We start from the raw sequence: 14,574 nt of genomic DNA on the forward strand, positions 1-14,574 counted from the left end.
ACTCCCCATTAGGAAACTGACAACCTAGTTTTCACAATTTACATTTTATAGGAGCGAATTATTTAGCATTTGCTGCGTATTCTTCATTACGTTTAATCATTTGTTTTCTATACCAAGCAAAGATACCTACATAGAATACAAGGAAGACTACTGCACCAAGGATTGCTTTGATATCACCTGTTGTGGCATTACCAATTGCCCAACCAAGAAGTTTTTCGATTGGTCCTTCAAGAGTTGAGTGAGTAATCAATTGAGTTTGACTCACACCTTCTGGGAAGGCACCTACACCTTTAGCAAGTTCAGTTGCAAATGGTGCAATAAGTGTACCTGAAAGAAGGAAGAGTGGCAACAAGAGAGTTCCAAAGATAATCATACGGAGCAATTTACCACGAGTAACTACCAAGAGAGCTGGAGTTACACCCATTGCGATGATACCTGCAAGTGGCAAGATACCATTTCCGACTTTAGAAAGAAGTACAGCTTCTACTAGCATGATTGGAGCAAGTACGTTGGCACAAGCCCAGATTTCAGCACGACCAGCGATGAAAGGCCAGTCAAGACCGATGTTAAATTTACGTCCTTGAAGACGTTTAGTAGCAACGTTTGTAATACCTTGTGAAAGTGGTTCTACGGCTGCGATGAACCAAGATCCGATAAGTGAGAAGAGCTCCAAGCAGACACCGGCAGTCAAACCAAGGCTCAACCAACCTTTAATAACAAGTTCCCAAGATGCTGCTTCTTCTACTCCAGCAACTGGATGTGGAGTTCCCATCAAACCGATAACAATACCAAGGATGAAACCGATGAAGAATTTAGATCCCCAGAAACCGATTTTTTTGTTCAATTTTGCAGCGTCAAAGTCGTATTTATCAAGACCAGGCAATACTTTATCAAAAATCTTATCCAAAACCATGATAACTGGGTTCATCATGTAGTTCATGTGAGTTGAAGTCATTGGTGATGAACTTGGTGCGTTAAGAAGGTCGTCGAATGTTGGTTTCATCAGGTCAGAGTTGATGATTTTTAAAATACCTACAAGGACAACTGCTGCAGTTGCGATGAAAAGTGAAACCCCTTGGCTAACTCCATTGTTGTCTGCATACCATTTAATTAAAAGACCAGTGATTGACAAGTGCCAGATATCGAAGATATCAACGTCAAGTGTATCTGTTTTCTTCATTGCAAGCATCACAACGTTGACAATCAACATCACAAGCAAGAAGTAAAGTGTCCAAGCAGATCCCCAAGTGATGGTAGCAAGTGGTGCCCAACCAACGTCAGTGATGTTCAATTGAATACCAGTATTTTCAACGAATTTCGCAAGTGATGCTGAGAAAGCTCCATTGAGCATACCGATGATGGCACCGATACCAGTAAGGGCGATGGCAAGTTTGATACCACCTTCAAGCGCTTTGGAGAATTTCACTCCAAAAAGTAGGGCCAATACTGTCAAAATGATCAGCATGATGATAGGGCCACCCATAGCCAAGATAGGTTTGAAGATATCGTTGGCCAGATTGATAATGACATCCATAATAGTTCCTCCCGTTTTTCTAAGTTATATGAATGTTAACAAGATAAAGAATGAATTAGCTTAGTCCATGTTCTTTGATAGCTGCTTCAATATTGTCAAATACTGGAGCACTCATCGCTGGAATACGGAACAAGATTGGTCCAGCTTCAATTACTGGAATTCCTGGTTCAAAACCAAGGTCAGTTGCAGCGATTGGAGTAAAGATATCGTAGCCCTTGATAAGGTCTTCGTTTACATCTTTCACCATGACTGCATCACAGTGAACGTCATAACCACGATTTGAGAGTTCTTCTTCTAGAGCACTTTTAATTTGGTGACTTGAGTTAACACCTGCACCGCAGGCAGCAAGAATTTTAATCATTTGGATTTCCTCCGATTTTATATTTTAATAGACAAGATTAAGCTGTTGCTTCAGCAATATAAGCATAAAGTTTTTCTGGCTCAGAAATTTTTGATAAATCTTCTAGATGATCCTTCCCTGTAAAGAAATCCATCAACTGAGCCAGAATATTCGTTTGACTGGAACTTGAGTTGTTAATGATAAAGAAGAGCAGTGAAACTTCGACCTCTCTATCAGGAGCAATCATGTTGTGAAAAGTTACTGGTTTTTCTAATCGAACAACCACTACTTTCTCAGCTAGATTATGAACAATATCTGTATGAGGAATAGCCACATTTGGTAAATCTTTCCCCAAAAATTCCATATCTAAACCAGTTGGAAATGACTTCTCACGCGCGATCAAGGCTTCACGATAAGTTGGAGTAACGATTTCTCGTTCTTCCAATAAGGTTGCCACCTGATTAAAAAGTTGTTCTTGATTATCCGCTTCTAAGCAAAACACCAGGTTTTTGTCAAAGAAATGATCTAATCCCATAACCTTTTCCCTTCTTTCAATTATCTTTTATGGTATAAGTATAACACTATATGAAATCGTTGTCAATATTTTTTGTTTCATTTTGTTCATTTTTTTGTAATTTTTGTTTTGTTTCAAGAATATAATCAATATCAAACATTTCTGTTTTAAAATCTACAAAAAAAGAAGGCTCAAGCCTTCTTCTCTTTCCTTACTCAATAGTAGATAAAATCTCTTCTAACTTATGGTAATCTTTTACACTATCAATTTCATAAATGCTATTGTCTTCTAATTCTTCAACATACACATCTAATTCTTTGATATTATCCTTAACCATATTGTCCCAGTAGAGATCAACAAATTCACCACTCTCGTAAGCTTTGTCAATAAAGCCAACAATCTTCTCAGCAGTTGGAGCATCCCAGAATGAAACCCCACTCAAAATGCGACCAGCTTTGCTGTCAACAATAATGTCTTGGACCTTGTAGTCATCACCGTAAACCAAGAACCACTCGTTCGTACAGTCTTCACGATAAACGCTAAAATAGGTAGAACGTTTAAGATCGTTTCGAAACATATTTTTGAAAAGATAGTTATCTGCATCGATGACGTAGCTGTTAGCCAAATCTTCTTTTACTAGATAAAGTGAGTAAAAGTTATTGTAATCAGCATACTTGTCGTTAAAGACTAAACGGACACCATATTTTTCTTTTAGGTAGTCAAATTGTTCTTTGAGGTAACCGACAACGATGATAATCTCATCAATTCCTCTCTCTTTCAAAAACTCGATTTGGTATTCTACCAAAGGTTTTTGATTAACCTTAACCAAAGCTTTTGGGGTATTTTCAGTCATAGGGCGCAGACGAGTTCCTAATCCCGCTGCTAAAATAATCGCTTTCACATGAATCTCCTTTATTCTTTAATAATAATATAAACACCAGCCATAACAATAAGTGAAGTGATAATTGTCAGCATATCTAGCGGTGCACCTAAGAAAATAGCTGCAAATAAGACAGTCCAAACTACATAGCTCACATTCAAACCTGTCGCTTTCGCAGGTTGCAAACGATTAATAGCGATATAATAAGCTAAGTAGGAAATCATATCAAAGGCTGCAAAGACAATCAAAAGGACTAGTAACTGCCCATCTGCCACTTCTGCAAATGAGTGGTGAGAAAAGAGCACAATCACAAGATAGGACAGGAATGAGGTTACTTGTCGGATTAACAAGGCTTCAATTTCACTTAAATCACTTTCCATAGCATAGGAACTGAGAACACTTTCACTCCCCCAGGCAATGGCACAGATAAGGGCACAAAGAATCCCAATGTAAAACGAGTTTACTTGTTCAACCTTGTAAGTTTGAGCAATGATCGCTGCAATAATCAAGAAAACACCGAATACTGTATTCTTTGAAACCTTGTGTTTCAAAATGAAGAAGGCTAGTAAAACTGAAACTGCTGGGTAAATAGCTGATACAGATGAAGCTAGAGAACTACCGATATATTTAACCGCATAAAGATTGGCCTGCATACCTATTGGTCCTGCTAGTAAAGCTCCGATAATTACACTTACATTTCGAATATTTAAGAAAATCGAGAGACGAACTTTTCCTTCTTTTACCAAAAGAAAAGCTAACAAGATAAAGATACTCAAGAAATCATGAGCAGCAGCCACCACAAAGGGTGAAAGATTTGTAAAAATTGAAAAGATATAAGCACTAATCGTTAGACCTAATCCCCAGAAGATACCAGAGAGCAGACCAAAGGAAACACCATTTTTATTCTTCATCCTAACCTCCATAATAAGTCAAACCTTCGACAGCTCTTTGGTAACGATTGACACCGTAATCTCCAAAATCAGCCCCTTGAGCTTCTTTGTACACTGTCCACAAACTCCAGATAGTATCTTGCAAGATTTTATAGATACGAATCTTCTCACGTGATACAGGCGTTTTGTCACTTTCATAGTAGGAAAGGAAATCATCTTCCTCTTGCTTTGTAAATTCAGACTCTAAGAAAAGAGCTGCCAAATCCCACATCGGGTCATTCATAGAAGAGTATTCCCAGTCAATCAAATACAAACGACCTTGTGGTGACTCGATAAAGTTTTCTGGTACCAAATCGATGTGACAGGACTTTCTATCAACACCCAAATCAGCCAATCTCTTTTCTAGTGAAAATACATCTTTTCTTACAGCTTCATAGTTTTCATAAGGGATAGGTCCCTCAATCAAGGATTCATATTTGCTGATTTCCTCAAAAGGAGCAAATTCTCCTCTTAATTCTTTCCCTGAAGCGTGGATGGTTTGTAAAATTGGTGCAATCTTTTCAAACTTGGACTTAATTGATGTTGAATCAAGAGTTACTGCTGATTCGATGTACTCATTTACTTTAATCCCTGACTCAATATCAAAGAGATAATTTTTAACATCTAAATCTAAATCCTCTAAAAGTTCAAGATTATACTTTTCATTTTGACGATTGATGAGTTTTTCAGTCCCTTTACCAAAAAATTTCACAATATACTGTTTGTTGGTTGTTTTGACCAAATAGTTTTGGTTGGTCATGCCTCCCAGCTGTTCAACACTGAGAACTTCCTCTTCATCAGATAGTAAAGAAGAAATTTTTTCTTTGATGAGTTTCTCCACAATTAACCTCCATCTTCTACACTTCCCACTTGAATACTGTTTTAAAAGCAGTATTAAGGTCTGTAGCAAAGACACGGTGAATGTCCTTGATTTCTCTCACAGGCTCTTCAACATAAAGGATATTCTTCAGACGATTCGCAAACTTTTTAACTTCCATCATTTGAATAGCCTTCTCAAAATCGATGCGTCCAGAGCGAGACGATCCCACTAATAACAATCCTTTTTCCAAAGCATCTCGTGTATTGATATTAACCTTGTACTCGCTTACTCCCATCATGAGAATCGTTCCCTGCGGACGAATATAGCGAATCAAGTCATTGATAGCTGGGCCTGTACCATCACCACCGCAACACTCAAATCCATGATCAAAGGTCAAATCTTCTGGAATATTATCAGTAATGTAGCACTCTTTTGCAAAAGAGAAGAGCTCCAGTTTTTCCCAATGGCGACCAATGACGATAATCTCTGCTTCTGGCAAGGTATAATTAATAATATTGGCAACCACAAAGGCCAAACTACCATCTCCGATAACAGCAATGCGCTCTCGCTTGCTATGAGCAAGATGCAGGAATCGATCCATGGCATGCATACCGACACTTACAAACTCGGTGATAGCAGCAACTGTATCTTCGATATCATTATAAGAAACGACTCGGTCTTTTGGAAGAGAGACAAATTCTCGCATAAAGCCATCATAACCACTAGATAGGAAGTAGGTTCCTGTCATGTAGTTCTCGTAGAACTCCTTGTCACTCTGCATAGGCGGTTGATTGGGAATCATAACTACCTTTTGACCAACTTCATAAGTCCCAGTTGGATCGGAAATAACAGTTCCACAAGACTCGTGAATCATGGCCATTGGAAGCTTTTTAGCCAAAATCTTTGGATCGCGTTTCCCTTGATAATAACGTTGATCTGCATGACAAACCGCCATATAATTTGGACGAATAAGGATATGATTCTCCTGATCAATGTCCTCTTCTTGGTATTTTACATTGATAAACTTTGGTTTGGTCAGTTGATAAATTTGATTAATCATAGCATTAGTCTTTCTCAATCATGCTTTTCGCGATTTTCAAGTCTGTCACAGTTGTGATTTTAAGATTTGAATATTCCCCTTTAGCTAGGGCAACGTCTTTTCCTTTGATAACAAAAATCTTACATGCATCCGTCAAGATTTCCTTTTCTTGGTCAGATAGGGAACCATACAAATCCATGAAATCCTTGCAGCGGAATGTCTGAGGTGTTTGACCTTGATAGAGGTGAGCACGATTTGGAATATCCGTGATAAACTGACCATTAGTACTTTCAACAATGGTATCAACTGCTTCTACTACTGTGTCAACCGCATCATGATTTTGCGCCAGTTTTATATTGTCCTGAATCATGCGAAGTGTGATAAAAGGACGAACAGAGTCGTGGGTAATCACAATATCTTCTGGAGTGATTGGACGATAGGCATCAATAGCTTCAATAATCTTCTCGATACTGGTATTGCGATCAGCACCACCCTTGGTAATGATGATGCGATCCTTGTGGAGAGAAAGATACTTGTCAACTAGGTCCTCAGCGTGTGACACCCAGTCTCCATGAACTCCAACTACAATTTTTTCAATACTTGGTTCTAAGACGAATTTTTCAATTGTGTGTATCAAAATAGGACGATCACCCAACTCCAAGAATTGTTTTGGTAAATTACTGATTCCCATGCGTGTGCCAGTTCCTCCGGCTAGGATTCCTGCATAGATCATTTATATTCTCCTTTAGTTTATTCTAAAAAACTCATTACCATCTATTATATCACAATCTGTCTCCATCATGAAGAAAAGACAGAGCGTCATTTAGTCTAATCAACACACCATTTAAGGTAAAAAGTGAACAATGTATTACTAAATCTGTAAAGACCATAACAAATTAAGAAATAAAAATAGGTTATCCTCTATATTATCCATTCAACGTTCGGTTAATATAGAGTTCTTTAGAATATAATAGAAACCTTAAAGAAAACTTAAACATATTTTTAGAAATACAAAGAAAAGCTAGGAAAATTTTGGCATCCATTTTTGTAAATTTAAGAAAGCAATCTCTACGATGTTTTAAACTATTGTTAGACTTTTGCTCCTAAAATTGGTAAAATAAAAAAGAAAATAATAGAAAAAGGAAACTATAAACCGCTATGATGAACATGCAGAACATGATGCGCCAAGCACAAAAACTTCAAAAACAAATGGAACAAAGTCAAGCAGAACTCGCTGCCATGGAATTTGTTGGAAAATCAGCTCAGGACCTTGTCCAAGCAACTCTGACTGGAGACAAAAAAGTTGTCAGCATTGACTTCAACCCAGCAGTTGTAGATCCAGAAGATCTCGAAACCCTTTCTGACATGACTGTTCAAGCGATTAACGCTGCTCTTGAACAAATTGATGAAACTACTAAGAAGAAACTAGGTGCTTTCGCTGGAAAATTGCCTTTCTAATCCACAAAAAAAGAGAAACATCTGTTTCTCTTTTTTTCTTAGAAATCAAAGAATTCCATTGCTTTCTTTAAGAGTAATTCCGTGTATTCCGGATCATCTTGAGCCATTGTGACTTGTGACTGGACCATTTCAAGATCATCCGTTATCATGCCATCTGCTCCAAGTCTGACTGCCTTATCAAAGGACTCAGAACTATTCACAGTCCAAACATATAGTTTCTGATCTGTTGTCCAGAGCTTGTTGACAAAGTATTCATCCAAAGTTGAATACTCCATGGTATAGCCAGTCGCCTTGGTTCTTGGAAACACACTATTATATGGCAGAATGAAGTATACTGGAATTTCAGAATCATAAGCCAAGACCTTATCAATCACATGATAGTCTAGTGACTGCATCTGGTGGCCATATTTCTTAATAGTCGCTCCATACTTTTCGAGAAAATGGTCCATCATTTGTGGACTATCTTTTTTACTGGTTTTAATCTCAATCAGCAATTTTTGGTTTAAAGCATTTGCGCGTTCTAAATAATCATCAAAACTTGAAATCTTTGTTTGATAGCCATTCTCGTAAATATCTGTATTTGTTAATTCATCCAGAGTTAAGTCTTGCGGTGTAGCATTAATTCTTGCTAGCGATTTAAGGTTAGCGTCATGCATCACCACGAACTGACCGTCTTTCGTTTCTTGCACATCCATCTCGACGAGGTCTGGTTTTAGTTGGGCTGTCTTTTCTAAAGACTGTACCGTATTTTGAACACCATTTTTATTACTTACTCCTCTGTGCGAAATCACTAAAGGTGTATTGGTGTCCGGAGACTCCAGATAGATATAACCTTCTAAAGCAAAAAAGATACTTGCACACCCCATGACACCCCATCTCATCAGATGATCTTTTTTTCGCCTTGGCATGATCTCCAACTCTTCTCCCGTCAGGAAGGAAACAAACTTCACTAGGAAATAAGTCAGAGTCATGTAATGGAGGTTTTTAATCAAGATAAAATTAATCACACCAAGAATCAAGGATTCTTTTTGAGTAAAATTATCCATTACCGCCTGAGCAAAGAGCAAGGGAATTAACAAGACAAAGAAGAAGAGATAGGTTTTAATGATAATGAGTAGGAGATGCCAAGAGAAGAAAAGGACGTTTTTCTTCGTCTTTTGGAGACTATATTTCACACTTTCTCTTACTGTCTTTCTTTCAAAGAGTATCTTAGGAAGGGCAAACATGAAGCGAACAGAAATGTAGAGAAAAATCCAAGCGGATGCTATGATCAACAGCCCTACTAGCCAGTTCTTATCTTCTAGATATGTAACGATAAAATCGGGGATAATAATCTTATTGAGATAGTAGATTTTTAAAATTTTCCTAATAAAAGGGAAAAGCAAAGCAATGTAAAAAAAGACAAAGGCCATCTTACAAAAGCTCAATCGTTTGACAAATAGAAAGCTCTGGTGAAAGACTTTTCGACTATATTCAATCAGGGTTCTCTTTTCATGGTAGAGAAGGTGACGCGCCCCGATAAACAAAAGACAGATTTGAAAATAAGCCACTAAAAGATTGATTACTATTAAAATGAGAAAGGCTAAACTGATAAAAGGCGAGCCTTGTATAATCGCCCAAAAGTTATTGTAGGAGATAAACAAGTAACCTGTTTGTCTCAGAAGAATGCCAGCAATCCATGAATTTAATGGTAGCCAGACAAACTCAACCATCATAAATATCAAGAAAAATAGAAATAGTATTTTATCTAGGTTATAGTAAATTTTCCTAAAACCTAGCTTTTTAGGTTTTTCAGGTTTCATAGGCACTCCTAGTCTAAAAATTGAGATAAGTCTAAGCTATTAAAGGGATTCATAGAAAAACTACTCTGGTCTTCTAATAATAGCTTTCCTTCATCCGATTCCAAAAAGGCTTCGTAAACACGCGCCGTCATGCGGGCGTCCTCTAAACTATTATGAGACTTCCCGTGAAAGCCTAAAAAATTCGCAACAGTTTGTAATTTAAGATTAGCTATCCCGTGTAAGTCAGAACTACGCCGTTCAAAAGCCTCATCATATAGATCAATTTTATACTGGTCACGATAATCGATACCGTGCTCCAAGAGAATAGGCAAATCACTTTTGGCTGCATTGTATCCAACCATAGGTAAATTGCCAACAAAAATCTGAAAATCCCTTAAAACTTGTTCCACCATTGGCGCATCTTTTAAGGTTTCGGCTGTGATTCCAGTCAAGCCATTGATAAAACTCTTCAAAGGTGCTGTAGTATGAACATAAGAATCAAAGGCACCTATTTCTTGACCATTTTGAAAGCGAACTGCTGATACTTGAATTAAATGGGTAACCCCTTCGTATTGATTGAACTCCAAATCAAAGGCAATATAATCTCTTAATTTTTCCATCTTTTACCTCAGTTCCGACTCAATTTAAACCATAAATAATAAAAGAAGCTATCAGGTTAGTGAATAACCCAAACAACTTCTTTATTTTCCTCCAAATAAGCGAGCAAAAAAGCCTTTTTTGGTAGCTTGAACTTCTTCTTTTGCTTGGTCCAACTCTAGTTTCAAACTTTCTTGATCCTTCATAGCTTGAAGAGTTAATTGTTGCTGTTGGTCCAATTGTTTGTCCTTTTCAGCAATCTGTCGATCTTTAACACGCATCTGTTCATCTTTTTCTGCTAACTGCTGGTCTTTGGCCTTGAGCTGCTCATATAAACGAAGAATTTCAGCATTCTTCTCGTCGACCAAGATTTCCATCAGTTCGCGTTGTTTAACATCATCACTGACTGGTTCATCTTCAAAAATCGTTTTTTTGTAGATTTCTTCTAGCTTGATTAAGCCACTTCGAGTAACTACAGTTACACCTTTGTCATTTTTTTTCGTGTCCTCTTCTGGAAGTTCTTTGACACGATTGTTGATTGCTTGACGAGAGAGTCCTAGGACCTCTGCAATCTCACTGACGGTCATTTCAATACTCATAATATCCTCTGAAACGTTTTCTAGCTTTTCTTTACTTAAATCTTATCATAAGCTAGATAAACTGTCAAATTTCCGCTTAATCCATAGCCTTTAAAAAGGCCAGTAGAACTTGGGCAGAACGACGTCCAGCTTCAATGATAAACTCATCAAAAGAGATAGAAGCTTCGTGATTGGCATTGTCGCTCATGGCACGAATGACCAAGAAAGGTAGGCCAAGAGCCTGAGCTGCCTGTGCAATCGCTGCCCCTTCCATTTCAACTGCTAAAACATCTGAAAAGTGGGATTTGATACTAGCAATCTTATCATCTCCAGCTATAAAACTGTCCCCTGTAGCAACCAAGCCTAGGTGCCAGGTCTGTTCTAATTGAGATAAATTCTCTTTAATCCTAGCGATAAAGTTCTTATCGGATTCAAAGTAAAGAGGTTGACCAGCCATCTGACCATAAGCATAGCCAAAAGCAGTTACATCCACATCATGGTAAGCCAATTTATCCGCAATCACTACATCTCCAACGGCAATCCCTTCTGCAACTGCACCTGCTGATCCTGTATTGATAACGGCATCCACTTGGAAATGGTCAGCTAACACCGCTACACTCATAGCTGACATGACCTTTCCAATCCCACTCTGAACCAGAACAACTTCTGTCTTTCCAACAGTGCCAGTGTAGTAAGTATTTCCGAGGACTTGGACTTCTTGCGCTCTATCTAAATTCTGAGTCAAGTGTAGGAGCTCTTCTGGCATTGCTGCAATGATTCCAATTTTCATTTTATTTCCTTTTCTATTACAAAAGTTTCATCGCCAACACAAGTAAAATCAAGAGAAGGATGACTGTAAATAAGATTCTGTTTAGTTTCGAGTTAAAAACATTCCTCTTAGTATTCTCAATGCGACGGCTCTTATGAATCGTTGGCTCTACTTCAATTGTTAAAGTATCTTGAATAGAATTATAGTCTCTAGAACGTGAATAACCAAAGTTTTGTGAAGAAGTTGATAAAATTTTAGTTTCCTCATCATCTTGAAGAGGTGGCCCGGAGATTTTCTCCCCACGATTGGCACGTTCGATTATTTCATCTGTTAACAAAGGTTTTCCCATGGACTACTCCTCTATTTCTTTTGCAATTCCCAGTACTGGATTGCCATAATCGTCTTGGCATCACAGATATGGCCAGACTGAATTAAGTTTTTTGCTTCCTCAAGGCTGACCTCTAGAACTTCCAAGGTTTCATCATCATCTTGCGGACGAGGATTTTCCACCTTAGTTAAATCTCTTGCGAGGTAAAGTTTTAATTTTTCATTACAAAAACCAATAGCAGAGTAGAAATCATATAGAAGCTCTAACTTACCTGTATAGGCAACCTCCTCCTCCAATTCACGAAGGGCCGCCGACATGGGATCTGCATTTTCACCAAGTTCCAGTTTACCAGCAGGAATTTCATAAGAGATGGCTTCAATAGCTTTTCGGTATTGCTTAACAAGGACGATTTTATCCTCAGCTGTCACAGCTAGAACACATACGCCTCCATTGTGAAAAATCAGATCACGTTGGGCAGTTCCCTTCCCTTCTGGTAGTTCCACCTGATCTTGCACTAGCTTAAAAATAGGACCTTGATAGATTTCCTTCCGGCTAATCGTTTTTTCTTCAAATTCCATGATAGACTCCTACTGATTCTTAGGATGATGAGGCAAACGTAATGCATATTCATCTTTATTAACTTGACGTCCACGTCCAATAGCAATGGCGTCAGCTGGAACATCTTTTGTAATCGTTGAACCAGCTCCAACTAGTGAATTATCACCAAGTTCCACTGGAGCAATGATAGTTGAGTTTGATCCAACAAAGACATTATTGCCAATGACCGTCTTGTACTTATTCTTCCCGTCGTAGTTAACTGTAATCGTACCTGCACCAAAGTTAACATGGCTACCCACTTCACAGTTTCCGATATAGGTCAAATGACCTGCCTTGGTATTTTCACCGATTGAAGATCCTTTTACTTCAACAAAGTTTCCAATGTGAACTTGGGAAGCTAGACTTGAGCCTGGACGAATATGAGCATACGGACCGACTGTCACACCATCTGCAACTGTACTTTCCTCAATCATGGAATTCGTAATCACAGCTCCAGCTCCGATAGCGCTATCCACGATATAAGTTCCATTTGTTAAAACAGTTTCCGCCCCAATCTTCGTTTGACCTTTCAAGGTAACGTTGGCTTCGATTTGGACTTTAGGAGCAATCTCGACATCAACATCGATGTAAGTTGCTTCTGGATTGACAAAACTAACACCATTAACCATATGTTTTTGATTGATACGGCGACGCATCACTGCTTCCGCAGTGGCAAGAGCCACACGGTCGTTTACCCCAAGACTTTCATCAAAATCCTTGAGAGTATAGGCGCCAACCTTCTCACCTGCATTACGGAAAATACCAATCACATCAGTAATATAATACTCACCTTGGGCATTGTTGGTGTTGATGTTTTTAAGAGCCTCAAAAAGACGTTCATTGTCAAATACATAAGTTCCTGTATTGATTTCCTTAATTTGCTTTTCAAAGTCTGTAGCATCTTTCTGCTCAACAATACGAAGAACTTCAGCGTTATCGTTACGGACGATACGACCATACCCAAAAGGATCCGCTGCTTCAGCCGTTAAAATAGTCGCCACATTTTTGTGATTAATATGGAAATCCAAGAGGTTTTTCAAGCTTTCACCTGTAATCAGAGGAGTATCCCCAGCGATAACCAAGGTGTGGCCAGAGCGGTTTTGGAGAATGGGCTCTGCCATCATGACAGCATGCCCAGTTCCTAGTTGTTCCGATTGGGTGACAAAGTCTGTCTGTCCAGCCAAGACTTGCTCAACTAGCTCCGCCTTGTGTCCCACAACAGTGACTGTTTTTTCAGGTTGAATAGCACCAACACTACGAAAAACATGCTCCAACATCGAAATTCCTGCTACCTTATGAAGTACCTTTGGAAGATCTGATTTCATGCGAGTACCTTTACCCGCTGCTAAGATAATGGCATAATTTGACATACTATTCTCTTTTCTGTAAAAATTCCCTTATATTATACCATAATTTACTTCCTTAGGAGTAAACAAACAGAGAAATAGGGGAAAACATGCTAGTTCATTCATCTTTTCAACGTTTTCTTTGATTTTTTTATCTATTTACGTTAAACTAATTAGATATGAGAAAAGAGATTCATCCAGCTATTATTTTTAGTCTATTCACCATTGTTATAGCTATTTTAATCTTTAATAAACCAGCTTATGAAGACCATTCGGTCAAGTCAAAAGGCAACACTGTCCAAGTTGAAAACCAGGCCTTGCATAATCTTGATAAACCCATTATTGACATTTCTGGTTGGCAAAGACCGGAGGAGATAAACTACGATATTTTATCTCAAAATATTTCTGGAGCTATTGTTCGCGTGCACAGTGGTACTCAACACACGGAAGCAAATGATGCAGCCTTTATCAATGGGGTTGATAAATCCTATAAAAATCACATTTCAGAATTTCAAAAGCGCAATGTCCCCGTAGCCGTTTATGCTTATCTAGCTGGTACGAACAAAGAAGAAATGGAAAAAGCGGCTGAAGTCTTCTACAACGCTGCTTCTCCATACAATCCTAGTTATTACTGGCTTGACGTTGAGAAAAAAACAATGGCCGACATGAATGACGGAGTCGAAGCTTTTCGGGCTAAACTTGAATCGCTGGGCGCTAAAAATATCGGGATTTACATTGGTGTCTATTTCATGCAAGAACATAGCATCAATACAGAAAAGTTCACTGCTATTTGGATCCCTTCCTATGGAACGGACTCTGGTTATTTTGAAACGAAGCCAAATACTGATCTGGACTACGATCTCCACCAGTACACATCTAAAGGAAGAATTGCAGGGTTTGAACATCATTTGGACATCAATTTGATTTCTACTGCTAAAGAGAAGGAAGAAACCTTCCGAAAATTATTTTTGAGACCATAAGACAAGTGAAAATAACAAACTTTTTCACTTTTTTTTCATTTTTTTGCCGTCTGTGTTATAATTGATAAGACAGAGAAAGAAATT

General features: G+C 38.3%; 17 protein-coding genes. 2 read left to right on the forward strand and 15 right to left on the reverse strand.

Going from position 1 to position 14,574, the window contains the following annotated elements; translation table 11 throughout:
- Nucleotides 1–58: 58 nt before the first annotated feature.
- From M1F56_RS03070 to M1F56_RS03105, 8 genes are all read right to left on the reverse strand, one after another.
- Entirely contained in the window at nt 59–1,534 is a 1,476-nt protein-coding gene (locus M1F56_RS03070) for a PTS galactitol transporter subunit IIC (RefSeq protein ID WP_000382524.1), read from the reverse strand.
- 55 nt (nt 1,535–1,589) lie between these two features.
- Nucleotides 1,590–1,895, reverse strand: a complete 306-nt coding sequence (locus M1F56_RS03075) for a PTS sugar transporter subunit IIB (RefSeq protein ID WP_000590551.1) — start codon at nt 1,893–1,895, stop codon at nt 1,590–1,592.
- A gap of 37 nt (nt 1,896–1,932) precedes the next feature.
- The gene (locus M1F56_RS03080) at nt 1,933–2,409 is read right to left on the reverse strand and encodes a PTS sugar transporter subunit IIA (RefSeq protein ID WP_000521983.1); all 477 of its coding nucleotides are present in this window, start codon (nt 2,407–2,409) and stop codon (nt 1,933–1,935) included.
- A gap of 190 nt (nt 2,410–2,599) precedes the next feature.
- Nucleotides 2,600–3,289 carry a sugar phosphate nucleotidyltransferase gene (locus tag M1F56_RS03085; protein ID WP_084851962.1) on the reverse strand — a complete coding sequence of 230 codons (690 nt, stop codon included), beginning with the start codon at nt 3,287–3,289 and terminating at the stop codon, nt 2,600–2,602.
- An 11-nt stretch (nt 3,290–3,300) separates the two neighbouring features.
- Nucleotides 3,301–4,179 (reverse strand): DMT family transporter, encoded by an 879-nt coding sequence (locus M1F56_RS03090; RefSeq protein ID WP_070535240.1) that lies wholly within the window; start codon nt 4,177–4,179, stop codon nt 3,301–3,303.
- 1 nt (nt 4,180) lies between these two features.
- Nucleotides 4,181–5,038 carry a phosphotransferase family protein gene (locus M1F56_RS03095; RefSeq protein WP_000413085.1) on the reverse strand — a complete coding sequence of 286 codons (858 nt, stop codon included), beginning with the start codon at nt 5,036–5,038 and terminating at the stop codon, nt 4,181–4,183.
- Nucleotides 5,039–5,054: 16 nt separating this feature from the next.
- Entirely contained in the window at nt 5,055–6,077 is a 1,023-nt protein-coding gene (locus M1F56_RS03100) for a ribitol-5-phosphate dehydrogenase (protein WP_247916833.1), read from the reverse strand.
- Nucleotides 6,078–6,081: 4 nt separating this feature from the next.
- Nucleotides 6,082–6,789 (reverse strand): IspD/TarI family cytidylyltransferase, encoded by a 708-nt coding sequence (locus tag M1F56_RS03105; RefSeq protein ID WP_000638514.1) that lies wholly within the window; start codon nt 6,787–6,789, stop codon nt 6,082–6,084.
- A 425-nt stretch (nt 6,790–7,214) separates the two neighbouring features.
- On the opposite strand from M1F56_RS03105, the gene M1F56_RS03110 reads away from it, so the two are divergent.
- Nucleotides 7,215–7,514 carry a YbaB/EbfC family nucleoid-associated protein gene (locus M1F56_RS03110; protein ID WP_000981516.1) on the forward strand — a complete coding sequence of 100 codons (300 nt, stop codon included), beginning with the start codon at nt 7,215–7,217 and terminating at the stop codon, nt 7,512–7,514.
- 38 nt (nt 7,515–7,552) lie between these two features.
- Here the strand turns inward: M1F56_RS03110 and M1F56_RS03115 are convergent, their stop codons facing one another.
- The 7 genes from M1F56_RS03115 to glmU all read right to left on the reverse strand — a co-directional run bounded on the left by M1F56_RS03115 (nt 7,553) and on the right by glmU (nt 13,534).
- Nucleotides 7,553–9,316 carry a glycerophosphoryl diester phosphodiesterase membrane domain-containing protein gene (locus M1F56_RS03115; protein ID WP_061588143.1) on the reverse strand — a complete coding sequence of 588 codons (1,764 nt, stop codon included), beginning with the start codon at nt 9,314–9,316 and terminating at the stop codon, nt 7,553–7,555.
- Between the two features lie 8 nt (nt 9,317–9,324).
- Nucleotides 9,325–9,915, reverse strand: a complete 591-nt coding sequence (locus M1F56_RS03120) for a 3'-5' exonuclease (protein ID WP_084940745.1) — start codon at nt 9,913–9,915, stop codon at nt 9,325–9,327.
- 81 nt (nt 9,916–9,996) lie between these two features.
- Nucleotides 9,997–10,491, reverse strand: coding sequence for a chromosome segregation protein RocS (gene rocS / locus M1F56_RS03125; protein WP_000021249.1), 495 nt, complete (start codon nt 10,489–10,491; stop codon nt 9,997–9,999).
- Nucleotides 10,492–10,567: 76 nt separating this feature from the next.
- Nucleotides 10,568–11,260 carry a 5'-methylthioadenosine/adenosylhomocysteine nucleosidase gene (locus M1F56_RS03130; RefSeq protein ID WP_247916834.1) on the reverse strand — a complete coding sequence of 231 codons (693 nt, stop codon included), beginning with the start codon at nt 11,258–11,260 and terminating at the stop codon, nt 10,568–10,570.
- A gap of 16 nt (nt 11,261–11,276) precedes the next feature.
- Nucleotides 11,277–11,588 carry a cell wall synthase accessory phosphoprotein MacP gene (macP, locus tag M1F56_RS03135; RefSeq protein ID WP_000517856.1) on the reverse strand — a complete coding sequence of 104 codons (312 nt, stop codon included), beginning with the start codon at nt 11,586–11,588 and terminating at the stop codon, nt 11,277–11,279.
- 11 nt (nt 11,589–11,599) lie between these two features.
- Nucleotides 11,600–12,145, reverse strand: a complete 546-nt coding sequence (locus tag M1F56_RS03140; protein WP_000393800.1) for an NUDIX hydrolase — start codon at nt 12,143–12,145, stop codon at nt 11,600–11,602.
- A 9-nt stretch (nt 12,146–12,154) separates the two neighbouring features.
- The gene (gene glmU / locus M1F56_RS03145; RefSeq protein ID WP_247916835.1) at nt 12,155–13,534 is read right to left on the reverse strand and encodes a bifunctional UDP-N-acetylglucosamine diphosphorylase/glucosamine-1-phosphate N-acetyltransferase GlmU; all 1,380 of its coding nucleotides are present in this window, start codon (nt 13,532–13,534) and stop codon (nt 12,155–12,157) included.
- A 155-nt stretch (nt 13,535–13,689) separates the two neighbouring features.
- Here glmU and M1F56_RS03150 point away from each other — a divergent pair, with 155 nt between their 5' ends.
- Nucleotides 13,690–14,490 (forward strand): glycoside hydrolase family 25 protein, encoded by an 801-nt coding sequence (locus M1F56_RS03150; protein WP_247916836.1) that lies wholly within the window; start codon nt 13,690–13,692, stop codon nt 14,488–14,490.
- Nucleotides 14,491–14,574 lie beyond the last annotated feature (84 nt).

Source organism: Streptococcus oralis, from assembly GCF_023109005.1.
Taxonomy (GTDB): Bacteria; Bacillota; Bacilli; order Lactobacillales; family Streptococcaceae; genus Streptococcus; species Streptococcus oralis_BU.

Excerpts from the sequence above, each read along its gene's own strand:
- M1F56_RS03105 (WP_000638514.1), bottom strand. The coding sequence starts at position 6,789 with ATGATCTATGCAGGAATCCTAGCCGGAGGAACTGGCACACGCATGGGA.
- M1F56_RS03075 (WP_000590551.1), bottom strand. The coding sequence starts at position 1,895 with ATGATTAAAATTCTTGCTGCCTGCGGTGCAGGTGTTAACTCAAGTCAC.
- M1F56_RS03150 (WP_247916836.1), top strand. The coding sequence starts at position 13,690 with ATGAGAAAAGAGATTCATCCAGCTATTATTTTTAGTCTATTCACCATT.
- M1F56_RS03110 (WP_000981516.1), top strand. The coding sequence starts at position 7,215 with ATGATGAACATGCAGAACATGATGCGCCAAGCACAAAAACTTCAAAAA.
- M1F56_RS03070 (WP_000382524.1), bottom strand. The coding sequence starts at position 1,534 with ATGGATGTCATTATCAATCTGGCCAACGATATCTTCAAACCTATCTTG.
- M1F56_RS03120 (WP_084940745.1), bottom strand. The coding sequence starts at position 9,915 with ATGGAAAAATTAAGAGATTATATTGCCTTTGATTTGGAGTTCAATCAA.
- M1F56_RS03130 (WP_247916834.1), bottom strand. The coding sequence starts at position 11,260 with ATGAAAATTGGAATCATTGCAGCAATGCCAGAAGAGCTCCTACACTTG.
- M1F56_RS03080 (WP_000521983.1), bottom strand. The coding sequence starts at position 2,409 with ATGGGATTAGATCATTTCTTTGACAAAAACCTGGTGTTTTGCTTAGAA.
- M1F56_RS03140 (WP_000393800.1), bottom strand. The coding sequence starts at position 12,145 with ATGGAATTTGAAGAAAAAACGATTAGCCGGAAGGAAATCTATCAAGGT.
- macP (WP_000517856.1), bottom strand. The coding sequence starts at position 11,588 with ATGGGAAAACCTTTGTTAACAGATGAAATAATCGAACGTGCCAATCGT.
- rocS (WP_000021249.1), bottom strand. The coding sequence starts at position 10,491 with ATGAGTATTGAAATGACCGTCAGTGAGATTGCAGAGGTCCTAGGACTC.
- M1F56_RS03115 (WP_061588143.1), bottom strand. The coding sequence starts at position 9,316 with ATGAAACCTGAAAAACCTAAAAAGCTAGGTTTTAGGAAAATTTACTAT.
- M1F56_RS03090 (WP_070535240.1), bottom strand. The coding sequence starts at position 4,179 with ATGAAGAATAAAAATGGTGTTTCCTTTGGTCTGCTCTCTGGTATCTTC.
- M1F56_RS03100 (WP_247916833.1), bottom strand. The coding sequence starts at position 6,077 with ATGATTAATCAAATTTATCAACTGACCAAACCAAAGTTTATCAATGTA.
- glmU (WP_247916835.1), bottom strand. The coding sequence starts at position 13,534 with ATGTCAAATTATGCCATTATCTTAGCAGCGGGTAAAGGTACTCGCATG.